Origin of the sequence: Halobaculum gomorrense, assembly GCF_900129775.1 — an archaeon.
GTDB classification, from domain to species: Archaea; Halobacteriota; Halobacteria; order Halobacteriales; family Haloferacaceae; genus Halobaculum; species Halobaculum gomorrense.
Window position 1 is genome coordinate 304079 of sequence record NZ_FQWV01000002.1, and the last position, 21620, is coordinate 325698.

Sequence of the window (21620 nt, forward strand, 5' to 3'; positions counted from 1 at the left end):
CACCAAAGAAGTGAGCACACACAATTCGGGATTTAGAGGAGTCAAGCCCTTTATTTATGGATACTCTCGAATCAGAGCGACCAGATATTGACGCACGCCTGCGCCAGTTCCTTCGTCCGCGTGTCAATGTTCTCCCCAGACCACTCGTCGTAGTCTTCCCCAACCGCCTTCGTCATCTCGTACTCGGACGTTGAGTACACGTCCTTCTTGTTCTCGAAGGGGTCCGCGCCGATCGACGCGTTTCGGTCAGGTTCGAGCAGCGTGAGATTGCCCAGTCGGTCACGGACCTGAGTGAACTCTCCTTCGGTCATGTCCAACTGTACGGGCCACGCGCTGTACTTCTTCGCGCTGAACGCGGCGCGAGGCGCGATGTGTTCTCGCTCCGGCTCCGAGAAATCGACCTGTGACCCGTCGTAATAGTCCTCTTCGATACGGATCAGCATGTACTTCGTCTGGTCGTTCAGCCGCATCCGCTTGTTCTCCAAGCTCGTCCGGAATTCGCCGTCGCTCGGCCATCGATCGGTGAACAAATCACGGAGTTCATCTGCGACTTCACTCTCATCGTCGAAGCACTCCGAGCAGGCTCGCGAGTAGATCCGGTCGATCTCGCCACCAGTCGGGTAGTTCGCCGCCTTCCAGCGGATGACGAACGCCTCGAGGACTCGTAGGGCTTCCATCACCCGGTTCGCGGAATCGAGCTCGTCGATGATCCGCAGGAGGATAGTGCGGGCTTGGGTGATGCTGAGCATCTCGAGGTCGTCCAGCTTGTCGTTCACTGCCGCGTTCCCGTTGGAATCGTACTTACTGACGGAGTGGTCGATGAGATCCGAGTAGATCGACGCGCTCCGCAACATGTCGGCGACGTACTCCTCAAGAGAGATACCTGCCTTGTCCAGTTTGTTATCGACGATATCTTGGAAGGTGTCGTAGAGCTTGTAGTCCGAAACGTCACCGTCGTGGTCGGGCTCCGAAGCCGACATGATGTAGTGCCGGAAGAACCGACTCGGTTTGGAAAGCTTTGGTACGATCTGCTCAACGATCGCCTCCCAGTCGTCACGAATCCGATCGTAATCGATGGAGGGATCCGTTGCCGCCGTGCTGAACACGTAGTTCTTCATCAAGTCGACTGCGGAGAGTTCGAGGCCACGATCGTTGAGTGTCTCGAACAGCCTGAAGGCCGACTGCTCACCGTCGGTCGTTATCGAGACTGCGGTGACGCTCCGGAGCAGTTTATTGCGTATCTCGTTGATCTCCTCGGCATCCAAGCTATCCATCTTGTTTGCGTAGAATTGGAAGCCTTCTTTCAGGTTCGAGTCACTCACTTTGTCGAACCGTTGATCGAGGACCGCCCGGTAATCGTCGTTATCGAACTTACTCAAGCTTAGATTGGGATATCGAGCGGTATCGATATCCTCCTGCCAGAGGTATTTGTCGTTTATTGAGTCCGCTTGTTTCTCCAGATCCTCGTTGAGGTACTTCTGGCGCATCACTGCTAGGATCAACGAGATCGTCGTCAGCCGTTGCTGACCGTCGACCACCTCTAATTGGTCGAGGTCGTTGAGACCTTGGCTGCGTTCGATGAGTACGATCGAACCTACAAAATGAGTGTCTCCTTCTTCGATCGCTTGGATGTCGGACCACAGCGCAGCCCACTGTTCTTCGTTCCATGCGTACCGCCGCTGGTAGTCGGGAACGGTGTACCGATATTGCCGCGTGAGGATACTCTCGATCCGGTCTTCAGTGGCAGTCAACCCAATACCGCTACTCATTGATGGCTTGAAACAGTAATTTCACTAATATCATGCGATAACGAATTTGGTATTGAACGTCGGTGAGTCTTAACCAGAACTATTCATTCACCGCCTCCTCCACGATAGCGATCTCTTCGTCGGTCAGGCCGTAGAGTTCGTAGACAATCTCGTCGATTAGGTCGTCGGTGCGTTCGATCTGCTCCTCGAGTTCCTCGGCACGGGCCTTCGTCTCCTTGTAGCTCTCCAGTCCGTCGCGTACGTCGTCGACGTCCGGGAGCGTGAGCGCACGGAGCCGGTCGACGAGCGAGTTCGTCTTCGTCGCGGTCTCGCGGAAGTTCGCAAAGCCGCCAGCTTCGTCTACGGCGACCGGGACGAAGTGCTCGATCAGATCTGCCTCCATCTCGGTGAGGTCGGTGATGCGAAGCGCCGGCAGAGATTCGGTCTCGGTGTAGCCCCACTGATCGGTCTCGTAGGCGTCCTCGTCGTCGGGTTTGTACCGGGCAGTCAGGCTGATCTGGATCGTGCTGTCGGACTCACGGATTACGTCTACTTGACCAACACGGAGGTTCGGCTTCTGCTCAGCAGTTTCTTGCAGAATAGAGTCAGCTGCGTTCTGTGGGGGCTGAGTGAGGCCAATACCCGAGATTACTGGGCCGTCAGAGTACGTACCGAGGTGATCTAACAGGAAGAGGTTCAATGAATCTAGATCACTGTGAAGGTCGATCATCTCCTCGGCCAGCAGGGGTAAGATGTCGCCCGAATGGCCAAGGAGGTAGTCTCGATCGAAGACCTCTGTTACTTGAGATCCATTCATAAAATCGTCGTAATGAGACTCAAAGACACTCGGATCGAACGAATCTGTGTTTTTCTCTGGGGGTAGCGGGATCGAGAATGGATTTAGGTAGTCTGTCTTGAAAGTGAAATATCCTCCCCGGAGCGCGTATCCAGTGTTTTTGAGGAAGAACCACAAAACCTCAGTGTTGATGATCGGAAGCAGATACTTCTCATCAATGACGTCGTCCTCCGTTTTGACGCCGTAGACCTTCGTTTTATGATATAACCCATCTGGATCGTAAGTGAAGTTCGTCCCGTAGCTAATCTCTGGCGTTACGATTTTTTCTTCAGCAAATTCTGTGAGATTCTTCGGGTAGACGTAGTCGTACCAGCCTTCACGGTCCATCTTTCCGTTTTCACGGGCTCGAATCTTCGCTTCGTGCGCTTTGAGATATTCATAGAGTCGCGGATACGACTCACGAAGGGTATCCTCATCAACGAAATTTGTGACGAGTTCACCTCCTTCTTCGGTTAGCTTGTACGGGAATATTACGAAGTACTTCGGGTCGAGCGGCTCGTATCTATGTACGTCTTCGCCTTTTAATAAGGGCTTCAGCAGTTCCGCTTCAACAGTCCATTCTTCGCCATCTTCCTGGCTTCGGACTGTTATCAGATCTCCATTACGCTCCTCAATCTTTTCCAGCAGATAGATTGAATCCCCGCTCGTAACCAAGCCTTGGTATATGCGGTCCGTGACCTGTTCTAGGTTTGGTCCAGACTGATCGATTTTTCTAAGAATCGCTTCCGTCTCTGCATCACGGAAGATCCAAGGCGATTCGTTATACTCAGCAGGGATTTCCCGAAACACCGGCTTGCCACCCCCGACCAAGTCCTCGGGTTTGACTTCTGCGTATTTGAAACTCTCCTGCCCGCTCTTGGTCAAGAATACCATACAGGTATAGACTGAAGCTCCTTCGAAGACCTGTTCGTGCTCGAAAGAGACGATTTCGTAGAGTGAATTACGCTCTGAGAGGTACTTCCTAAGACCTGTTCCGAAGTCACTCTGGAAGAACTTATGAGGTTCAATGTACCCGAGCTTCCCTCGGTCTGAGAGCAACTGCTGACCCTTCTCTGTGAAATTCGCGTAGATATCGAAGTTCCCGGTAGCAGATTCGTACTTTTCAGTGAAGTATGATGCCTGCTTCGGTGTGTGCTCGCGGAGGGATTGAATTCTGATGTATGGAGGATTCCCAACGATCGCATTAAATCCAGCATCACTACGCCTCTCGCCATCTTCTCCGAAGAAAACCTCTGGATACTCTAGTTCCCAGTGGAAGAAGTTCTCCTCTTCCGCCATCGTCTGCGCTGTCTTGAACCAGTCCCCCTCGCGCAACTCATCCCACTCACCTTCGTCTTCGATCGCGCCGGCCATCACCTCATATACGTCCTCGAATCCCTCGTAAGCGTCGCTCGGGATGTCCAACCCAAACTGCTCCGCCGTATGCACGTTCGCCAACTCGAACAGCCGCCCGTACAGCGGGTCGTCGCGGATCTCCTCGTACAGATCCTCCATCGACTTGATGTCCTCGTACTGTTCGTTGTCGGTAGCGAGCAGGTCGGCCATGAGGTCCATCACGTGTTCGAGCGTGCGCTGACGGGCCTGGGCGGCGACCTGAAACAGCGTGATTTGTCCGTCCTCCTCGTCTCCGCCGTCGTCCGAGAGGGCCTCCGTGATATCCGACCCAACCAGTGAGTTCCCGTCCTTGAGGTGGTGGTCGAGGAACGCGAGCGGCTTCTCCTCCGCGAGCGTCTCAAGCCACATCGACAGCTTCGCCAGCTCGACGGCCATCCCGTTGATGTCGACACCGTAGATGCACTCGCGAGAGACGCGCCGCCGGACCTCCTGCTCGTCGAAGACGTCGGTCGTCTCGTCGACTTCACGGGCCCGCCGCGCAACGTGGTTCCCGAGGTAGCCTGTCGCCTTCGTGAGGAAGTGCCCCGACCCCATCGCCGGGTCAAGAACCGTGAGGTCCGTCACGCGTTCGATGAACGCCTCGACGTACCGCTCGGTCCCCTCGCGGATCCCGCGACTCGCGAGGTCCTGTTCGATGTCCTCGATCAGCGGGTCAATCGTCTCCTCGACGATGTACGTCACGACGTAGTCGGGCGTGTAGTACGCGCCTGTGGCCTTCCGCTCGCCGTCGTCGTTCACCACGTACAGTTCGCCCTCGTTGACCGTCTCGATCGCGTCGTCATCCACCTCGCTGGACAGTTTCCAAACCTGTCCGCCATCTTCGGCGACGGCAGCGTAGTCCTCCGGCGCGATCCGGAATTCGTGCTCAAGTAGCCCCTCGTAGATGGTTCCGAGGTGTCGCGTGTCCAAGTCGGCGTAGTCCGCCGGGACACGTCCGTCTTCGCTCTCAGAGTCGGTCGTCCCGACTTGGTAGATGACCTCGGCGATGTACCGGTTCGAGACCTCGTACTCCGTGAGGTACGCGTGCTCGTCGGGGTCGAACAGTCCCCCGTTGTACGGCGGGATGCTCAGGGCTTCCTCACCAGCGTCGACGAGACTGAACAGGTCCTCGAGTTGGCTCCACATCGAGGTCGAGTACTCGCTGTACTCGTCGAACCGCTTCCCCTCGTCCTCGACCTGGGTCACGATCTCTTGGCGGAGGACGTCGAGGCTGAAGTTCTCGTCGTACTCCTGTCGCTTCCCCGGGTCGTTGGGACTGATCAGACCGCGAGACTCGGCGTACAGTACGAACATCAGCCGATACAGCAGGACCAGCGATTGCTCCTTCAGTTCTTCTAGGGCCTCTTCGCGGTCTGAACCTGTCTTCGGATTGATGCCGAGATCGTTCGACTCGACGAAGCCCTCCCCGAGGATTCGGAGCGCGGTGAAGACGTTATCTTGGAGATCTTCGCCGAGTTCTTGCGCGGCCGTCTCGGACTCGTTCCAGACTTCGTCGAGGAACGAGGTTCCCGAGATCTCATGGAACGCCTCTGGCCGGAAGAATACGTAAAAGTATTTGAATTGCTCAAGACTCCCGGATTCGAGCAGCTCAGGAAGATCGACCTCGTAGTACGTCTCAGTCTGGTAGTCTTTGGTCCCGTAGAGTCGCCACTTCCGGCCGTTCGTCAGGATACCCCACCGGAGCTGGTCGGGCGTCCGTTCGAGGTAGTACTTGACTTGGTGGGACGCATCGCGGTACTGTCGCTGGACGCCGAATTCCTCGTCGAAGTCGGCATCCCACTGCTTGGCCTCCAGCAGCGAAGACGCTCGGGCGAACGTCGCGTTGTACATACCGTCCTGCTGCATCTCCATCGCTTCCCGGCGGGTCTCGGGCGAGTCGAATAGTACCCTGTCGATGCGGCCGTTCGTTTCTGGAAGGGGTGTTTCCTCAACTGTGTCGTGTCCGAGTCCCCGGAGAACCTTGTCTATCCACTGGCTCAGGAGGGTGCTCTCGTTGTAACCACCCACCAGCGATTTCTCGTCTTCCCACAGGGTTTGGAGTGCCTGGAACGCTGCTTCCGCTTCCTCGTCGCAGTCCCACGCGTCGCGGTCGGCGACACGCTCATCAAGATAGTAGCCGGAGAAGAGGCTCGAATTCCGGTATGGCTCCGGGCCGAGCGTAGCTTGACTCATTTGTTACTCTGTACCCGTTATTCTACATTCATGAATTGAGGGGGTTTACTCAATTGTCACTGGACTGTTGACCACCAGTGGACAATTCCTACAACTGTTACACGTGAATGGGGGATATCTCTCTGTTACTCCCCACGCCACTGATGCCGTGGGTGAGCCCAATCCCACGATCCAAGATCAACCCCGTCGAAGTACTCACCCAGCCCCGCATAGCGGATCTCCTCGGGAGCCTCCCGACGGAGATCGCCGACGCCGTCCGTATCGAACCGGGCTGCGACGACGTGGTTCCAGAAGTAATCCCAGTAGAGCGCGACCTCGCAGTCGTTGACGAGTCCGAGTAGTTCGAAGCGGCCTTCGTCGGCGTCGGTGAGGTGCCGGGTCATCGCGACCGCGTCGCTCGGTGACCGGCACTCGGCGAGCGTCCACGCCAGTTCGCCCTTGATGTGTGTGAATGCCCGGTTGTCTTCCGTCGTCGTCTTCGACATCGAGTGATCGACGGGGCGGGGAGATGATAGGGGCGAGCCATGGACGCGCGGTGGAAGTGGTCGGTGTGCAGTTCGTATATCGGCTGTTTCACTGCCCCCTACACCGGCTCTTCGCCGTGTACGTCGCGGTAGGGGCCGGCGGAAGTGATCAGCCGGACTTCGTCACGACTCAACAACTCGCGGTCCTTCGCGTCCCGAAGTTCGTGAAACACGCCGTCGACGCCCTTCTGGCGTGCGCACTCACAGCACCAGAAGTGGTTGTTCGTCGCTTCCCAGTTTCGGTGCCCTCGAGGACAGGTGTATCGCCACCGGTCGATCTGGTCGTCGAGGTTGATCTCGCGCATTCTACGTCGAGACGACGCACGAGTCCCACAAGAGGGCGAGCCATGGGCGGAGTGGAAGTGAAAGTGAAACCGACTCCCTACGCAGTCTCCGGGTCGAAGTTCATCAGCAGATTCTCACGCGCCACTTTCGTGCTTCCTGAAACGCCGTTTCCGAGGAATCGCTTCTCGTCGCGACCGACGAGGTGGAGTCCGTCGACGTTCTCCGGGAGTTCGTCATACGAGCAGATGCATCGACCGTCGAGCGTTTTGATCTGCTGGACGAGCTCCTCGTGGTCGATATCGGAAACTGGGTACGCGTCTTCTGACCCGACGTACGGCGGATCGCAGTAGAACACCGTCTCCGGCTGGTCGTACTTGTCGAACACCTCGCTCCAGTCGAGCGACTCGACGACGACGTCCTCGAATCGCTCGGCGAACTCGTGGAGCCGGTCGACCTTGTTCGAGTAGCTGAGCGCCTGGTTGCTGACCTTGCTCGTTCCGAACCCACCCGGGTCGCTGCACTTCGCCCCGAACTGCGAGTAGCGGAGGTAGAAGAACCGTCCTGCTCGCTCGACGTCGTCGAGGGGGCGGTACCCGCGGAAGAACAGTTCTGCCCACCGACCGTGGATCTCACGCGAGTACGGGACTGCTTCGAGCCACTCGACCAGCTCCGCTCGCTGCTCGCGTAGGGTTTCGAAGAAGTGGACGAGGTCGCCGTCCTTGTCGTTGTAGACCTCGACGGTACTCGTGCTCGGATCCTTGTTCACGAGGACGCCGGCGGCGCCGCCGAACACGGTAACGAAGCACTCGTGCTCTGGGACATGACTGAGGATCCACGAGGCGAATCGGGACTTTCCACCAGGGTACGGGAAAACCGCATCCGGCATCACGCGCACCTCGCTATCGAATCGGTAGCTGTGCTTGCGCTTTGGATTTCGTTGCCCCGTTGTCGTCGGCCACGTAGTGCCATACTCAGAGCCGCCCGACGCCCAAGGAAAGCAGTGAGCCTTGGGCGGAGTCAAAGTGAACGTGAGCGACTTCAATGGTGTGTGGTGGGGAACACCTCCTTGGAGGGAACCTCGAGGATCGGGGTTCTGGTACGACCGCACCGCGATCGCCCCGGAGATCACCCGATCCTCGAAACTGAACACTGACTCACCGCGCAAGCGACGCGCCGGTGTTCAGTTCGGCGTGATCTACTCCTCAGCGAGGACGTACGCGCCGTCGATCCCGGGATGCTCCTCGACGACACCCTCGACGAGCAGATCGCCGAGAGCGTGCTTCACGTGGACCTCGTCGTACTCGTCGGCAAGCGCGTCGACGAGTCGCTCCTTCGTTCGCGAACCCGGCTGTTCGAGGTTTTCGATGATCGCGTCGCGGACAGATCGGTCGGTCATGTTCAATTTTCACCAGAGTTCTTCGGCCTCGGCGTCGAGCTGTGTCCCCGCGTACTGCAGGTAGTCGTTCGCGCTCGACAGGTCGGCGTGGCCCATCGTCTGGCGGATGTACTGCGGCGTCGCCCCTCGTGCGGCGATGAGCGTCCCGTAGGTGTGCCGGAGGACGTGCGGCGTGACCTTCTTCCGGAGGTCGGTCTCGGCGGCGACACGTTTCACGCGGTTCGTCACGGTCTGGCGGGTCGCGTCGTACGCTTCGTGATACGAGAAGTAGTCGCGCAGCCGCCGCACTGTTCCGGGATGCTTCAGCGGGATCGTCCGCGCGGAGTGCTCGGTCTTGGGCGACCAGTCGCCTTCAGCGGGTGGCACGCGGAGGCGTTCGGCCTGCCAGTCGATCCAGTCGTCGCGGAGGTGCGCGAGTTCGTTCGCTCGGAGTCCGGTGTGAGCGAGCGTGTAGATCGTCACTTGGTGGTCGAGATCATGCTCGTCGGCGGTGTCGAGGAGGTCGTCGAGCTCGGGTTCGGTGAGTGGTTCTCTTGTCCACGCCATGACTGACAGTAAAACGAGTTTCCAGCGAGACGTAAATACGGCCCGTGCGGAGGGGGTGAGTACAGTCGGATTTGACAGTCCCCCGTCTCTGTAAAACCGGAGTGATGCATTCTTTTTCGGCCAGATACATTAGACGGTAATTGATCCTAATTATATGAACCGCTCTGATGGACTTGGGCCAATACCGGTTATTACATTTGTGGGTGGTGTTTCCGCGTTGGTTGCTGTCGTTTTGGCAACGGAGTATGGAGAAATCGGACTCTCAGGTCTCGATATTGTCGTCGGGATTTCACTAACCAGCGCACTGGTACTCTTGTATAGGAGGCAATCTATTCTACAACAGAATCAGAACGATCTACAGCGGACTCAAACTGAGGTACTGAAATCTCAGCGAAAGATGGAAGATGCCAAAATCAGGCCAGAATTAGTAGTCGAGGATTATAGTTTTAAAAATAATGACTACGTGAGCATATTAGTATCGAACTATGGCGATGGAATTGCTACTAATCTCAATTTATGGACCTGTTTTGCGATACCTGAGATGGATCTGGACTTGTGCAAGCCAACAGGTGTTACATTCTCTCGACAATCCGGTCGCAATTCTTCATTAGTCAGAGATGGTAGTGCAATTGAAAAGCAACAACCAACGGTTAAGTTCTCATCAGAGGCACGGCTACTCGACCCGTTTGATGACGACCGAGAAAAGAAACTTCGCCGAGTAGTTGAATCAGTTCTCAAAGATCAAAATACCGGTGACTCTACTAGGGTTTTCATAAAACTATTTCTCGAATATGAAGATATTCTCGGGAGAAAATACCTCATTCCAATTTTTGACCAAGGTGCTGCTAAGTACAAAGATTGTGGAAAGAATCTGAGTTCTGTTTCCATGGTAAGCTTGGACGGTACTGTTCGAGATTATGACTGGGGCGTCGAACAGGGATTCTTCCCTTCAATGAGAGAGATGGTAGAACAGGAAGTAAATACAGATCAAGGATGGGAAGACTGGTCAAAAATATGATCCAGTAAAATAGGGTCCATCGTCAGAACGTCTAAAATATTCAGTCCGCCGTCTGCGTCCGCCCGAACGCGTCCTGCTGCATGAGCCGCTGCGCGGCGAGTCGCTCGACGACCTCCGTCTCTTCGGCGTCGGGAACGATCCCGTCGTCGACGAGTCGAATCAGGTAGACGCGCCGCCCGAGCCGGTCAACCACGAGGTTCTGCTGCTCGGGAATCTCACCGTCGTCGAGGACACCGTCGCGTTCGAGTCCATCTTTCGGGAGCGTCACGAGCCCGCTGCCACTCCGTCGCTGCAGTGTTTGCATAGTCTATCCCACCTCACTATCGCATATAAACGGCCCGTGCGTACCCATAGCGACACCACGCGGTACCCGTTCTGCTGAGGTTCTAGTGCGGTGGTCAGGACAGCCGCAGTATCGGCCGCCCCTACCGGCCGAATCAAGAATGGGATCGGAAACCCCGCCGCCCGTCCCGGGTGGCACTGACGACGGTTTCGAGGAGCATCGTATCAAGCGTCCCCGCGAGCCGGGGCTCGACCTCACGGTCGGCGACGTGGCACGCGTCGACGAGCACGTCGACGATCTCGTCGGGAGGCGAGCGTGAGCGAGTGTCCGTGGCCCGGCTGCGACGAGCTGCCGACCGTGACCGTCGTCGAGCCGCCCGAAGGCGACGACGCGGTCGCGGCCGGTACGACCGGTGCGCCGGCCGGCCGCTACTGTCCCGAGCACGCCCAGCGCGTCCGCGACGGCGACGCGTGGGATCTCGACGAGACCGAGCGCAAGGTCGTCGAGACGGATGTCGAGTGGATCTCGGGCACTGAGACAGAGGTCGCCGATGACTGACGGCCAGGTCCGCGTCCGCGAGGGCGGCGAAGAAGCGGTCGTCGACGCGCCGTCGCTGAACGGTGCGATCGAGGTCGACCTCGATGCAGGGCCGACCGGCGGCTCGACGGTGTTCGTCCCGGCTGAGACGGCGACACTCCACCGCGAGGAGATGGACGCCGATGACGAGCCGAGCGAGGCGCGCACCGACGGCGGGGCGTCCGCCGTTACGGACCGCGTCACCGTCCGCGGGACGGGTCTCTCCGAGGACCACGCCTTCGCCGCCCTGGTCGCGGGGGTGGTGTGCCTCCTCGCTGGCGTGAGCGGCTCAGGTGCGGCCGCAGCAGGCGCGATCGTCGGCGGTCTCGGACTGATGTACCTCGGTGGTCGGGCGTACTTCACGCTCCGAGCGACGGGAGGCGATGATGCGTAACCGGCGCGACTCGTCACCGGCACAGACAGACGGACAGGGCGTTCTCCGGCCCGAACACGGGGATACCAACTGATGACTGACGACAACACAACCGGACTGCTGAGTCGAATCACACCCAACTCACTCAAGGGCGCCCTGCTGGCCGGGCTGCTCCTGCTGTCGGTCGCGGCGGGCGGCGTGGTCGCGGCGACCGAGCTGGCGGACAAGACCGTCTCGGTGAACGACGACACCGAGCGGGTGTACCTCGAAGTGACGAACACGTCGAGTGAGAACCTGAACTACACGGTGTACGGGATCGCCGACGGTATCACCACCCAGGAGTACAGCGGGCAGATCTCGGCGGCGGCGAACGACACGACGCGCAAAGAGTTCGCAGTCAATGCGACCACCTACGACTCCTACCGCGTGGTCGTGACCGAGAACGCGAACCTCTCGGGGAACGAGACTGCGGAGACCATCGAGATCGGCACGACCGTGAGCCAGTCGGCGACGAACGACAGTAGCGGCGGGGCGATCTTCGGCGGCGGTGGCGGCGGGCTGCTCACGCCACTGAACATCCTGCTGGGCGTGCTGGCGGTGGCGGCCGGGTGGCTGGTCGGCCTGTTCGACCCGATCAAAAAGCGGATCACGGGGTGACGCCGGATGGCAACCCTAAGTCTCGGTGACGGGTCGGGGACGGGCATCCTCTCGGGGATGGTCACGTACCTGAGCCAGCCAAACGCGAGCGCGGCCCGCGTGATCACGTCGGTGATCCTCGGAACGATCAGCGCGCCGTTTCTGGCGTTCGCGAACATCGTCCAGGCGATCGGGTCGTTCTTCGCGGCGCCGTTCCGCGGCGGCGGGGAGGCGATCTCGGCGCTCCTGTCGGCGTTGTTCACGGCGCCGGCTGACCTGGTCACCGCGAGCGCGACAGTGACACAGAACGCCCTTGAGACAGTGTTGGGCGAGTCGCTGGCTGGGTTCCTTGCGCTCCCGATCGCCGTCGGAGTGGTGATGCTGTCGCTGTACTTCGTCACGCTGTACCTGCGCGAGGACGAGACGGGTGACACGATCCCGGGCCTTCCGTTCGACGTGCCGACGGACTGGCTGGGCGCCGAGGAGGAGGCGACACCGGACGAATGACCGCACGACCGACCCCTACAGATGCGGGGGTGGTCGGGCGGTGAGCGACGGCTTTCTGAGTACGTTCCTGAACACGACCGACTCAGGCGGCAAGTACACGGTCGTGAACGCGGCGAACCCGGTCAACTGGACGCGGACAGCCCAGGCGATCGTCCTGTCGATCGTCGGTGGTGTGTATGCGGGGGTAACCACCGTCATCGATTCGATCGGGGATGCTGAGGTGCGCCTGATTGAGGCGGCGACCTCGTTCATCGGGTCGGTGTCGCTCGTCTCCGGTTCGGGGCCGATCGTCGAGGGGCCGGGCGGCGTCACAACCGATCTGGGCGCGACGGTCGCCAGCGAGGGCCTGCTGGGCGCGTTGTTCGGACCACTGCTGGAAGCGTTCACAGGCGCGTGGTCGTACAACGTCGCGCAGTTCGGCGTGTTCGCGCTCCCGATCAACGTCGGACTGACGCTCGTACTCGTGTACATCGTGGCCGTCGGCTCGAAGAAGGCAGGCGAGCGCCTGCTGGGGGGCTCGTGACATGGCGAGTTGGGAGCTCCCCGGCGGCGGGATCAGCTGGGGCGACGATTCTGACATGACCGACTCGACAACGGACTCGACGACAACGAGCACGAGCCTCGACAGCGTGAAGGGCGTGCTGCTGACGTTCGGGCGGAACCCGCTGGGGTTCATCCTGGGCGCGGTGCTACAGCCGATATTCGCGGGCCTGGATGCGGGCGTGCTCGCGATCCTCGACCTGCTGTCGACAGTGTACGAGGGCTCGGGACCGGGGACGGAGGGCCTGCTCGGCATCGCCGACGTGCCGGTCGTGCTCGCGGACCTGCTGATCGACGCGGGCGATCTGATCGGCGGCGGGCTGCTCACGGCGGTGCGGACGGTCGTCGAGGCCGTCGTCGGCCCGGCCGCCGACGGTGGCCCAGTCGGGCTGATCCTGCTGGCGCTCGCGTTCGTGGTAGCGTTGAACCTCTACACGGGCACGATCCGGAAACTCGTCCTGATCGCGATCGACGCGATCCCGGGCGGGGGAGGGCTGACGCGATGAGCGTTCGCGAGTGGGTCGCGAACCCGATCCGCGCGGGCACCGCGGCGGCCAGCTCGGTGCTGGCGATCTTCCACGCGGAGATCGTCGTGACGGTGCTGGCGTTCGGCTGGGCGAACCTTCAGCAGTGGTTCTACATGGCGAGTTTGCTCGTCGCGAGCCACCAGGCGTTCCCGGTTTCCCAGCAGCAGGCGAGTACGATCCTCGCCGTGTTGGGCGCTCTCCTCCTGCTGAAACTGCTCGTACGGGCGGCGAATCGCATCAAAACGAAACTGAACGACAACTCATGATCGACGACACGACAGGCGGACGGCGGACGGATCGCGCGCACAGTACTGCGGACGCACGCGGAGGTGAGGAGCCGTGCCGGGCGTGACGCTCGAAGTCGTGCTCGGGTGGGTGATCCTCGCGCAGGTGGGGTACATCCTGGGCGAGTACACGTCGGTGTTCAATCGGCTGTGGGGGACGATGCGCCTCGCAGGCGGCGGCATGAAACGGGCGAAGGGCAAGCCCGCCCGAGAGGGCGTGCTAGCGCTCGGGAGCTTCGGCGCCGGTCTCTGGGCTGGCGGGTTCGTCTGGGCGTGGGTCGGGTCGCTGCTGGGCGGGATCGCGCTCGGGCTCGGCGGCGGCGCCCTGCTGGGGCTCTCGCTGCAGCAGGCGGCAGTCGTGGCGCTGGTGTTCGTCGTCGCGGCGCTGGCGGCGAGCTCGGCGGCGGCCGACGACATGGAGGACGACGACTGAGTCATGCAGATCAACGTCTCGGATCGGGGCGCGCTCCTCCTGACGCTGCTCGCGGTCGCGGTGGTCGCGATCGTGGTCTATCCGGAGGCGACGCGCTCGATGATCGACGCGGTGCTCGGGGTGATCTCGGCGTGAAGCTCCCGACGGGCGACCGGTCGAAGGGGGCACTCGGCGGCGCGATCGCGGTTGGTGTAACCGAGATCTCGGTCGGACTGGATAGCGCGGCGGCCGCCGCGGGCGACGTGCTCCAGCGAGTGCTCGGGGGCCTGCCGTGGCTCGGTGACGCGGTCGCGACGGTGACTCCGCTGGCAATGCGGACTGCGGAGGTGGCGGTGTGAGCGATGAGATCTCACTGCGCGTTGAGCAGTCGCGCTCAAAACTGCCAGCGGCAGTCACGATCCCGACACTCGGGGGAATCGCGTTGGTGTCCTTCGCGGTCTCGCTCCACGAGCTGGCGTACAGCGCGCCGGTGTACACGCCGCTCGAAGGCGCCGCAGTGGTAACGTCGCTGTTCGGTGCTCTCGCAGCCGGGGTACTGGCGTACGCTGAAGCGTGGCACGCGGACGTGGGGCGACGATGAGCCAGTCGGCGATCACGCTGCGCGAGCGCTACCAGCTGTATCGAGACGGGTATGAGTTCAGGGACGTGCCCGATGACGCCGACCTAAGTAGGGTCGACGAGCTGTGGGGCGGACTCGCTGCTGCGCTGGCGGGTGCTGCTATCACGGCTGTTCCAGCCACGATCGCGCTGTTGCTCACAGCCTCGTTTAGCGATACGGTCCGAATGATCGTGATGACTCTCGCCGCAGGCGTTGTGCTGTTCAGCGACACGGCGGCGGCACCGGCACACGCGTTCGCCGATCACATCGCGGGCATCCCCGTCCGCACGGACACTCTGGATGAGGTGGACAGATGAAACGCGGTGTCGCGGTGGCTGTCACCGCGTTTCTCGTCGTGAGCGCAGTCGCGCCGGCCGTGGCGGCCGCCGTCGGTGCTCCGTCGGGCGGGTCGGCGACAGTCTCGACGAGCCCGATCGTCGCGCAGCAGTCGGCGAACAACTCGACGACGCCAACTGAACCGACGTGGGAACCGCCGGGGCCGTTCTCGTATCGCGAGCTGACGACGGGCGGCACCCACGACGCGGACGCGCCGCCCGCAGCGCGCTCGCTGGGGATGGGCGGCATCATCCTCCGGTACGTGCCGGTGAGCCCGCTGCAGACGAGCGCGCAGCCGCTCAAAAGCGGCCAGCGCCTCGAAACCGACTATATCCAGGCGTACACGGCGACGTACGGCGACGCAGTCGGCGAGTACCAGTTCGTCGTCGTGTTCTGGGAGAAACAGACGAAGCGCGTGAACGGCACGACCGTCTCGTACGCGGCGAACCAGTCGGTCCAGCGGATTTCTTTCCAGACCTCGGAAGGATATGCCACGAGCCAACTCAAGTTGCGGTCGCACTTCGAAGACTCGGTGCGGGCGACCGCGTGGATCGAGCACAACGGCGAGCGCGTCCAAGGCGCCCGGTGGCTGTTCAGCCACCGCTCGAACCCGCTGACGGCGTCGCCGGCGTACCCGATCAACGGGAAGGGCGACATCTGGCGGTGGGCGTCGGTGAACCTGATCCTGCCGGCGCTGGCGGGGACGCTCGTCTCCGGGGCGACGGCTCGGCACGTGCTCGACCGCGTGGTCGTGAGCGCGCAGAAAAGCGAGATCTTCTGGGGCGTGTCGCTGGCGCTCGTGATCGCGGCGGCGGTCGGCGTTGCCACGTGGCAGACGGCGGTCGTGCTGGCGAACGCACCGTTCGTCGTGGGGATCCTGATGGGCGCGGTCGCGTTCCCGGTGATGCTGTCGCTGCGGGACGCGGACGTGACGCAAGCAGGGTTCTTCCGGCGCGAGGTGCACAACGACGCGGTTTCGCCGGGCGGCGAGGGGCGTCCGGGGACGCGCCGCGTGTCGAACACGCTCAAGGACGTGATCGAGCACGACGACACGCTGTACGCGCCGGCGAAGTCGATCCGGTCGATGCTGGCACGCTATTGGGCGGCTCCGGCCTCGGTGCCGGTCGAGGAGATGCGCTCGTACGACAGCGGCGACGGCGACCTCGGGCGGCTGTTCGAGGTGGACCCGGAGTCGGACAAGGTGCTCAAGCACACACCCGCCCGCCTGACGTTCGCGCCGACGGTCCTCCGAGAGGTCGACGACGACGAGCTGGCGGACGCGCCAGAGGGCGGGATCGCCGCGGTGCCGAAGGCGATCTCGGTGCAACTGTCGAACCTCGCCACGCGCATCAACTGGCGGTTCGTGACGATCGCACTGGGCGGCGGGGCGGTCGTGTACGGGGTCGGCATGGCGGTGTTCAACGCACCGCTGATCGCCGGGGGCGCGGCGCTGCTTCCGGCGCTCGTCGGAGGCACCGAGGCGCGCGACGGGCGCCTCGACGTGGACTGGGGACCGACGCACTACGAGGACGTGCGGGCGATCGTCGCGACGGAGCGCGACGAGTACAAAGACCGGTCGACGTACGACGCGCTGCTGGAGGCGATCACGGAGATCGAGTTCGACCAGCACAAGCGCGCGCTGCAGTTCGCCGACAAACTGCGGTCGCAGGCGCAGGAACTGAGCGACGAGACACACGGCGGGCCGCCGGTCGCCGACGACGCGGCGTCGGAGCCGTCGACGGGGGTGGCCGATGACTGAGGCTGTCGGCGCGCTTGGCGACCCGGTGAGCGACGACGGGCACCACGCGCTGCAGTGGCTCGGCGACGGTGAGGAACAGTCACACCGGTCGTTCGCGGCGGCGCTGGACGGGCTGCGCGCCCAGCAGCGCCACCTGCAGCGCTCGCTGGAAGCCGGGTTCGCGAGTCGGCGCGAGGTGCTCGAATGGTCCCACGCGGTCGACGTGGTCGCGGCGGGCCAGACGCCAGACGAGTGGCACTTCGAGTTGCTGACCGACCGGTGGGAGGTGGCGTGCCTACTGGAAGACGACGACGCTCGCGCGGCGGTGTCGGCGGATGTGCCTGACGCCCGCGGGCGCCGGAGCGTCCGCCAGCGGGTCCGCAGTCGCGTGCTCACGCCGTCGTACCAACGTGCGCTGTCGACCCTCCGCGAGCGCGTGGGCGAGAACACGGACGAGGAGGGCGTTCAGAACGCGACGACGATGCGATGGGTCGGTGCCCGGCCGCGACTCCACCAGCGGGCGGTCGAGCAGCACCGGGCGCTGCGGACGGCACTGTCGGACGGCCGGATCACAGGGTACGCGGCGGTCGCGGACTGGGCGGAGGAGATCGTGCACGTGACCGAGGGCCACGTCGACGACGAGTTCGCGGCACGTGCGACCGCGCGGTCGGGTGACTGGTATCATGCCCTGGTGAACGGGCCGTCGGTCCGGCTGGAGTGGTTGCTCGCCCAGGAGGTCCTGCCGGCGATGAACGACCTGCTCGCGACGGTCGCGACGGATGCGAACGAGCGGGCGATGGACACGGTCCGGGTGCGGGAGGAGCCCCCGAGCGGATGACCCGGAGTCTCGATCTCGAGGAGCTGCGGTCGGCGCGTGCGAAAGAGCAGCAAAAGAGCACGCTCACCGACCTGCCGGAGGATCCGTCGCTGTTCGAGCGTGTCCAGGCGGCGGCTGTCGAGGACGATGTCGACGGCGAGGATCTTCAGAAACTGACGACCGAGTTCGTCGACGAGCGCCTGGGGAAGCTCACGAAGCTGGCATCGTTCGCGGCGGCAGACCTCCCGATATCGACGGACGGGATGACCGAGCGAGAGGAGGCCCTCGTTCGCGACCTCGAGGCGCTGCTGGTCGAGTACCGTGAGGAGGTCATCCCGGTCGAAGAACCGGACGCGCAACTGTCGGACTTCAGCGAGGTGGCCGATGCGTAGCGAGGGCGACTTCGTGGAGCAGTTCAGCGAGTACTTCCGCTGGGAGATCGGCGGCGACGTGGCGCTGCTGGCCCAGCAGTACCCGGATCGGCAGTCGCTGACGGTCGACTGGACGGACTTCGCGCGGTGGAACCCGCATATGGCCGAGGACGTTCTCGACCGGCCGGGCGACTATCACGAGTCGGTCGAGGAGGGGCTGCGGACGACGCCGCTCCCCGTCGATAACGCGCTGGGCAAGGTCACGGTCCGGTGGCAGAATCTCCCCGACTCGCACACGACATCGCCCGGTGAGTTCTCACCGACCGAGCGACAGGGCGACCTGCTCGCGCTCGAGGGCCAGGTCGCAAAGCGCACCCAAATGAAGCCGAGACTCGTCGAGGCGGCGTTCGAGTGCCAGCGCTGCGGGACGATGACGTACATCCTGCAGGAGATCGGCGGGTACCGCGAGCCGTTCGAGTGTCAGGGTTGCGAGAAGCAGGGGCCGTTCCGGGTCCACAAGGACGAGTCGACGTACCGCGACTACCAGAAGCTCCTCCTCGAGAACCCCGCCAGCGCCGCGTCGGGCGGCGATACGGCGGACATGGTGGTGCACCTACTGGGGGATCTCGCAGGCCACGCGTCGATCGAGGACTGCCAGGACATCGTGATCGTCGGCGAACTGGAGTTCCGCGGAGGCGGGCCGACGCCCGACCCGCAGGTCGAGGCGAACTCGATCGAGGCGAGCGCGACCGACGTCCACGACGTCGAGTTCTCCGAGGCCGAGCGCGACCTGTTCGAGCGGCTTCGCGAGCGTCCGGAGTCGTTCGACGTGGACGCGCCGAACCCGACGACTGCGGACGTGCTCATGGAAGCGGCGGCACCGAAGTTCGTCGCCGGGTCCCACCCACGCGACCGTCAGGTCGTCCGCGGGATCGTCATGCAGTTGGTCGGCGCGTCGACGTTCGACGCTTCCGACGGGAGCCACTACCGTGGCGACCTGCACGTCCTCCTCCCGGGCGACCCGGGGACGGGGAAATCGGTGCTGGCGAAGTGGGTCGCCGCGGTGGCGCCGCGGTCGGCGTTCGCCAGCGGCGAGCGCGTCAGCGGTCCGGGGCTCACGGCCGCTGCGGTGAAGGACGACTTCAGCGACGGTGGGTTCTCGATCGAGCCGGGCACGCTAGTGCGGGCGCACGGGGGGATCGCGGTCGTCGACGAGCTGGACAAGGCCGGCGAGGGCGCGATCTCGAAGATGCACTCGGCGCTGGCCGACCAGATCGTCCCGATCTCGCTGGCGGGCCAGTCGATGACGCTTCCCGCTGAGTGCGGGCTGCTGGGCGTCGCGAACCCGACGGGCGGCCACTTCACGGGCGGCGAGTCGCTCGTCGATGCGCTCCCGCTCGAGTCGCCGCTGCTGTCGCGGTTCGACCTGATCTTCCAGATGCGGTCGAAACAGGACCGCGACCACGTTCGGGAGCTGTCGGAGTCGATGATGCGGACGTGGGCGGCGGCGCTGAAAGACGAGCGCGGGGACGCCCTGGACGACGACGAACGCCAGGAGATCGAGGGCATCCTCTCGCTCGAGGAGTACCACGCGGTGCTCCTGCGCGCCCGGCAACTCGACCCGGTGCCGACCGAGGAGGCGATCGAGGCGCTGTCGGAGTGGTTCGCCGAGCAGAAGCTGGCGCTCCCGGACCGGTACGGAGATGCGCTGGCGAACGCGGACGGTGACTATGCCGGACCGCCGATGCCGGTCACGGCGCGGAAGCTGGGCGCTGCGCGGCGTGTCGCCCAGGCGAGCGCGCGGGCGAACCTGCGCGAGACGATGACGCTCGAAGACGTAGAGCACGCGAAAGAACTGGTGAGTCGGTCGCTCGGCGACCTCGATATCCCGATCGTGTACAACGGCGGGGTCGGGGGCGGAGCGGTGACGGCTCGCGACGAAACTGAACTCACAGGAGTTACATCATAATGTCACGAGGAGACGAAGATCCGGACGGAACAGGCTACGTGGAGGAGACGCTGCAGGGCGTCCCGATCGTGCGGGGATACCGCGCGCCACAGTACTACACGAGCGACGCGGAGGAGATGCGCACGCGGTTCAACGTGCCGACGTTCGACGCGGAAGCGTTCGGTCAGCGCGAGGGCGCGGCCGTGTCGGGCGTGTACCCGGACATGCTACTCCACGTCGAGGACCCGGCCGCCGAGGGTGTCCCGTCGACGGTGAACTCGCCGAAGGCGAGCCTCACGATGGTCGAGGCCCCGAAGGGGTCCGGAAAATCGACGCTGATCGACCAGTGGGCGGCCTACCAGATGGAAGAAAACGACGAGCGGATCGTCAGGAACGGGCGACAGCAGTCGTCAGACTGGCGGCGCGTCGCCGACTGGGCGACGATCTGGCTTCCCGAGGGCGTCGAGGTGAACGGCCGGTGGCTCGAGGCGACCGACGCGGCGCCACCCGACCCCGAGGAGATCGCGCGGGCGGTGCGCTACTACGAGGATGTCGGCGATCTCGTCGAGCAGCTGCAGGACTATCCACGTGGTACGTACAACGTCGTGTACCCGGATCCGTTCTTCCGCGGCTGCGAGCAGGCGCTCGCGCGCGCGGACACGACGGTGAAGCAGCCGGAGTTCGTGCCGAAATCGGAGCCGGACCCGACGCCGGCGACGCATTGGTGGTTCGGGTTCCTCGCCGAGCGCGTGCTGAACGGCCTGCGCGTGGACGCCGACGGCCAGCGCAACTGGATGACGGTTCACCTCGACGAGTTCGGGATGTTCGCCCCGGAGTCGGCGCCCGGCGGCGCGGAGGGCCATTACACGTACGAGTGCGTGAAGATCATGGCCGACATCGCGAAGGAATCCCGCAGCGCGGGCTGCTCGCTGATCGGCTACACGCACAACGAGGAGGACGTCCACAACCACTGGCTGAAAGAGTTCGACTACTGGGCGGAGCTGGCGAACGGCGAGCGGTCGAACCGGACGGTGAAATCGGAGGCGCCCAAGCCGTTCCGCGACATCCCGATGAACCACGACCTGCTGTCGTCGCGTCCCCGCGGGTACGGGCTCGTGTACAACGGCTCGCGGTTCTCGGAATTCCGCTGGACGGATCTCGGCTACCCGCTGGGGCTGCCGGAGTTTCAGTTCCGCCTGGGCGTCCCCGAGAGCGTCACGGTCTCCTCGGAAGCGAACGGAACGATGCTGACCGAGCAGATCTCGGTGGCGACCGACGAGAGCGGGTCGCCGACGCTGCTGCAGGAGTACCGCGCGGCCGGCGGCGCGGTCCACGAACTCCGGGTGCTCGCACCGGGCTCGGGCGTGATCGACGTGAGCGGCGAGCGGCCGGAGGTGATCGAGGCGCTCGCAAGTCCCTACGAGGGCGCGTTCCCGGAGCAGCCGGTCGACGAGACGGAGTCGGCGTTCCACATCGTGTACGAGCGCTCCGACGGCGTGTCGCTGGTGGCGGCGAAGATCCCGAAGGCTGCGGCGCTCGCGACGAACTCGGAGGTGCCGGCCGATGACTGATCAAACCCGTGGACCAGCACGCTGGTTGCTTTTTATCCCGGTGGCGCGGTCCGGGGCCGCGGCGGCCGCGCGGCGGCCGATCGGCGATAACTGGCAGAAATCGGATGTCAGGCACACGCGCGTTTCAGGAGACGAGGGTACA

General features: G+C 63.0%; 27 protein-coding genes. 19 read left to right on the plus strand and 8 right to left on the minus strand.

The annotated features are described in order from the left end of the window. Window positions 1-71 precede the first annotated feature (71 nt). The 7 genes from BUE16_RS05060 to BUE16_RS05090 all read right to left on the minus strand — a co-directional run bounded on the left by BUE16_RS05060 (window position 72) and on the right by BUE16_RS05090 (window position 8922). Entirely contained in the window at window positions 72-1769 is a 1698-nt protein-coding gene (locus tag BUE16_RS05060; protein ID WP_073307328.1) for a DUF262 domain-containing protein, read from the minus strand. Window positions 1770-1848: 79 nt separating this feature from the next. Further along, a complete protein-coding gene (locus tag BUE16_RS05065; RefSeq protein WP_073307329.1) occupies window positions 1849-6171 on the minus strand; it encodes an Eco57I restriction-modification methylase domain-containing protein in 4323 nt (1440 codons plus the stop codon). Window positions 6172-6296: 125 nt separating this feature from the next. Further along, window positions 6297-6656: a hypothetical protein gene (locus BUE16_RS05070; protein ID WP_073307330.1), complete on the minus strand. Its 360-nt coding sequence runs from the start codon at window positions 6654-6656 to the stop codon at window positions 6297-6299. A gap of 98 nt (window positions 6657-6754) precedes the next feature. Next, entirely contained in the window at window positions 6755-7000 is a 246-nt protein-coding gene (locus BUE16_RS05075) for a hypothetical protein (RefSeq protein ID WP_073307331.1), read from the minus strand. Between the two features lie 77 nt (window positions 7001-7077). Further along, window positions 7078-7866: a DNA adenine methylase gene (locus BUE16_RS05080; RefSeq protein WP_073307332.1), complete on the minus strand. Its 789-nt coding sequence runs from the start codon at window positions 7864-7866 to the stop codon at window positions 7078-7080. Between the two features lie 309 nt (window positions 7867-8175). Further along, complete coding sequence (locus tag BUE16_RS05085; RefSeq protein ID WP_073307333.1) at window positions 8176-8376, minus strand: hypothetical protein; 201 nt, start codon at window positions 8374-8376, stop codon at window positions 8176-8178. 9 nt (window positions 8377-8385) lie between these two features. Further along, window positions 8386-8922 carry a tyrosine-type recombinase/integrase gene (locus BUE16_RS05090; protein ID WP_073307334.1) on the minus strand — a complete coding sequence of 179 codons (537 nt, stop codon included), beginning with the start codon at window positions 8920-8922 and terminating at the stop codon, window positions 8386-8388. A gap of 154 nt (window positions 8923-9076) precedes the next feature. Here BUE16_RS05090 and BUE16_RS16280 point away from each other — a divergent pair, with 154 nt between their 5' ends. Continuing rightward, complete coding sequence (locus BUE16_RS16280) at window positions 9077-9940, plus strand: hypothetical protein (protein ID WP_143165372.1); 864 nt, start codon at window positions 9077-9079, stop codon at window positions 9938-9940. A gap of 40 nt (window positions 9941-9980) precedes the next feature. Here BUE16_RS16280 and BUE16_RS05095 read toward each other — a convergent pair whose 3' ends face one another. Beyond that, entirely contained in the window at window positions 9981-10244 is a 264-nt protein-coding gene (locus tag BUE16_RS05095; RefSeq protein WP_073307335.1) for a hypothetical protein, read from the minus strand. Between the two features lie 139 nt (window positions 10245-10383). Between BUE16_RS05095 and BUE16_RS16615 the strand changes: the two genes are divergently transcribed. The 18 genes from BUE16_RS16615 to BUE16_RS05170 all read left to right on the plus strand — a co-directional run bounded on the left by BUE16_RS16615 (window position 10384) and on the right by BUE16_RS05170 (window position 21478). Next, entirely contained in the window at window positions 10384-10542 is a 159-nt protein-coding gene (locus BUE16_RS16615) for a hypothetical protein (RefSeq protein ID WP_159435732.1), read from the plus strand. Next, window positions 10539-10781 carry a hypothetical protein gene (locus tag BUE16_RS05100; protein WP_073307336.1) on the plus strand — a complete coding sequence of 81 codons (243 nt, stop codon included), beginning with the start codon at window positions 10539-10541 and terminating at the stop codon, window positions 10779-10781. Before BUE16_RS16615 ends, BUE16_RS05100 begins: the two co-directional genes overlap by 4 nt. Beyond that, window positions 10774-11193 (plus strand): hypothetical protein, encoded by a 420-nt coding sequence (locus BUE16_RS05105; protein ID WP_073307337.1) that lies wholly within the window; start codon window positions 10774-10776, stop codon window positions 11191-11193. The genes BUE16_RS05100 and BUE16_RS05105 overlap by 8 nt, the downstream gene beginning before the upstream one ends. 72 nt (window positions 11194-11265) lie before the next feature. After that, window positions 11266-11829 (plus strand): hypothetical protein, encoded by a 564-nt coding sequence (locus BUE16_RS05110; protein WP_234972330.1) that lies wholly within the window; start codon window positions 11266-11268, stop codon window positions 11827-11829. 6 nt (window positions 11830-11835) lie between these two features. Beyond that, entirely contained in the window at window positions 11836-12315 is a 480-nt protein-coding gene (locus BUE16_RS05115) for a hypothetical protein (RefSeq protein WP_073307338.1), read from the plus strand. Window positions 12316-12355: 40 nt separating this feature from the next. Further along, window positions 12356-12838 carry a hypothetical protein gene (locus BUE16_RS05120; protein WP_073307339.1) on the plus strand — a complete coding sequence of 161 codons (483 nt, stop codon included), beginning with the start codon at window positions 12356-12358 and terminating at the stop codon, window positions 12836-12838. Window position 12839: 1 nt separating this feature from the next. Continuing rightward, on the plus strand, window positions 12840-13361 hold the full coding sequence (locus BUE16_RS05125; protein ID WP_079991502.1) for a hypothetical protein: 522 nt from the start codon (window positions 12840-12842) through the stop codon (window positions 13359-13361). Next, on the plus strand, window positions 13358-13648 hold the full coding sequence (locus BUE16_RS05130; RefSeq protein ID WP_073307340.1) for a hypothetical protein: 291 nt from the start codon (window positions 13358-13360) through the stop codon (window positions 13646-13648). The genes BUE16_RS05125 and BUE16_RS05130 overlap by 4 nt, the downstream gene beginning before the upstream one ends. 73 nt (window positions 13649-13721) lie before the next feature. Continuing rightward, window positions 13722-14099, plus strand: a complete 378-nt coding sequence (locus tag BUE16_RS05135) for a hypothetical protein (protein WP_073307341.1) — start codon at window positions 13722-13724, stop codon at window positions 14097-14099. A gap of 3 nt (window positions 14100-14102) precedes the next feature. After that, the gene (locus BUE16_RS17315) at window positions 14103-14234 is read left to right on the plus strand and encodes a hypothetical protein (RefSeq protein WP_268762477.1); all 132 of its coding nucleotides are present in this window, start codon (window positions 14103-14105) and stop codon (window positions 14232-14234) included. Continuing rightward, window positions 14231-14437 carry a hypothetical protein gene (locus BUE16_RS05140; protein WP_073307342.1) on the plus strand — a complete coding sequence of 69 codons (207 nt, stop codon included), beginning with the start codon at window positions 14231-14233 and terminating at the stop codon, window positions 14435-14437. The genes BUE16_RS17315 and BUE16_RS05140 overlap by 4 nt, the downstream gene beginning before the upstream one ends. Then, window positions 14434-14679, plus strand: coding sequence for a hypothetical protein (locus tag BUE16_RS16285; protein WP_143165374.1), 246 nt, complete (start codon window positions 14434-14436; stop codon window positions 14677-14679). Before BUE16_RS05140 ends, BUE16_RS16285 begins: the two co-directional genes overlap by 4 nt. Beyond that, complete coding sequence (locus BUE16_RS05145; protein ID WP_073307343.1) at window positions 14676-15014, plus strand: hypothetical protein; 339 nt, start codon at window positions 14676-14678, stop codon at window positions 15012-15014. Before BUE16_RS16285 ends, BUE16_RS05145 begins: the two co-directional genes overlap by 4 nt. After that, window positions 15011-16792: a hypothetical protein gene (locus tag BUE16_RS05150; RefSeq protein WP_073307344.1), complete on the plus strand. Its 1782-nt coding sequence runs from the start codon at window positions 15011-15013 to the stop codon at window positions 16790-16792. Before BUE16_RS05145 ends, BUE16_RS05150 begins: the two co-directional genes overlap by 4 nt. Further along, complete coding sequence (locus BUE16_RS05155; protein ID WP_073307345.1) at window positions 16785-17609, plus strand: hypothetical protein; 825 nt, start codon at window positions 16785-16787, stop codon at window positions 17607-17609. The genes BUE16_RS05150 and BUE16_RS05155 overlap by 8 nt, the downstream gene beginning before the upstream one ends. Beyond that, the gene (locus tag BUE16_RS05160; protein WP_073307346.1) at window positions 17606-17980 is read left to right on the plus strand and encodes a hypothetical protein; all 375 of its coding nucleotides are present in this window, start codon (window positions 17606-17608) and stop codon (window positions 17978-17980) included. Before BUE16_RS05155 ends, BUE16_RS05160 begins: the two co-directional genes overlap by 4 nt. Beyond that, window positions 17973-19928: an ATP-binding protein gene (locus BUE16_RS05165; RefSeq protein WP_073307347.1), complete on the plus strand. Its 1956-nt coding sequence runs from the start codon at window positions 17973-17975 to the stop codon at window positions 19926-19928. Before BUE16_RS05160 ends, BUE16_RS05165 begins: the two co-directional genes overlap by 8 nt. Next, the gene (locus BUE16_RS05170) at window positions 19928-21478 is read left to right on the plus strand and encodes a hypothetical protein (protein WP_073307348.1); all 1551 of its coding nucleotides are present in this window, start codon (window positions 19928-19930) and stop codon (window positions 21476-21478) included. The genes BUE16_RS05165 and BUE16_RS05170 overlap by 1 nt, the downstream gene beginning before the upstream one ends. The last annotated feature ends 142 nt before the right edge of the window (window positions 21479-21620 follow it).

Bases quoted from the DNA above. Each gene is read 5' to 3' on its own strand.
- BUE16_RS05060 (WP_073307328.1), bottom strand. From the start codon at position 1,769: ATGAGTAGCGGTATTGGGTTGACTGCCACTGAAGACCGGATCGAGAGT.
- BUE16_RS05065 (WP_073307329.1), bottom strand. From the start codon at position 6,171: ATGAGTCAAGCTACGCTCGGCCCGGAGCCATACCGGAATTCGAGCCTC.
- BUE16_RS05070 (WP_073307330.1), bottom strand. From the start codon at position 6,656: ATGTCGAAGACGACGACGGAAGACAACCGGGCATTCACACACATCAAG.
- BUE16_RS05075 (WP_073307331.1), bottom strand. From the start codon at position 7,000: ATGCGCGAGATCAACCTCGACGACCAGATCGACCGGTGGCGATACACC.
- BUE16_RS05080 (WP_073307332.1), bottom strand. From the start codon at position 7,866: ATGCCGGATGCGGTTTTCCCGTACCCTGGTGGAAAGTCCCGATTCGCC.
- BUE16_RS05085 (WP_073307333.1), bottom strand. From the start codon at position 8,376: ATGACCGACCGATCTGTCCGCGACGCGATCATCGAAAACCTCGAACAG.
- BUE16_RS05090 (WP_073307334.1), bottom strand. From the start codon at position 8,922: ATGGCGTGGACAAGAGAACCACTCACCGAACCCGAGCTCGACGACCTC.
- BUE16_RS16280 (WP_143165372.1), top strand. From the start codon at position 9,077: ATGAACCGCTCTGATGGACTTGGGCCAATACCGGTTATTACATTTGTG.
- BUE16_RS05095 (WP_073307335.1), bottom strand. From the start codon at position 10,244: ATGCAAACACTGCAGCGACGGAGTGGCAGCGGGCTCGTGACGCTCCCG.
- BUE16_RS16615 (WP_159435732.1), top strand. From the start codon at position 10,384: ATGGGATCGGAAACCCCGCCGCCCGTCCCGGGTGGCACTGACGACGGT.
- BUE16_RS05105 (WP_073307337.1), top strand. From the start codon at position 10,774: ATGACTGACGGCCAGGTCCGCGTCCGCGAGGGCGGCGAAGAAGCGGTC.
- BUE16_RS05110 (WP_234972330.1), top strand. From the start codon at position 11,266: ATGACTGACGACAACACAACCGGACTGCTGAGTCGAATCACACCCAAC.
- BUE16_RS05115 (WP_073307338.1), top strand. From the start codon at position 11,836: ATGGCAACCCTAAGTCTCGGTGACGGGTCGGGGACGGGCATCCTCTCG.
- BUE16_RS05125 (WP_079991502.1), top strand. From the start codon at position 12,840: ATGGCGAGTTGGGAGCTCCCCGGCGGCGGGATCAGCTGGGGCGACGAT.
- BUE16_RS05130 (WP_073307340.1), top strand. From the start codon at position 13,358: ATGAGCGTTCGCGAGTGGGTCGCGAACCCGATCCGCGCGGGCACCGCG.
- BUE16_RS17315 (WP_268762477.1), top strand. From the start codon at position 14,103: ATGCAGATCAACGTCTCGGATCGGGGCGCGCTCCTCCTGACGCTGCTC.
- BUE16_RS05145 (WP_073307343.1), top strand. From the start codon at position 14,676: ATGAGCCAGTCGGCGATCACGCTGCGCGAGCGCTACCAGCTGTATCGA.
- BUE16_RS05150 (WP_073307344.1), top strand. From the start codon at position 15,011: ATGAAACGCGGTGTCGCGGTGGCTGTCACCGCGTTTCTCGTCGTGAGC.
- BUE16_RS05155 (WP_073307345.1), top strand. From the start codon at position 16,785: ATGACTGAGGCTGTCGGCGCGCTTGGCGACCCGGTGAGCGACGACGGG.
- BUE16_RS05160 (WP_073307346.1), top strand. From the start codon at position 17,606: ATGACCCGGAGTCTCGATCTCGAGGAGCTGCGGTCGGCGCGTGCGAAA.
- BUE16_RS05165 (WP_073307347.1), top strand. From the start codon at position 17,973: ATGCGTAGCGAGGGCGACTTCGTGGAGCAGTTCAGCGAGTACTTCCGC.
- BUE16_RS05170 (WP_073307348.1), top strand. From the start codon at position 19,928: ATGTCACGAGGAGACGAAGATCCGGACGGAACAGGCTACGTGGAGGAG.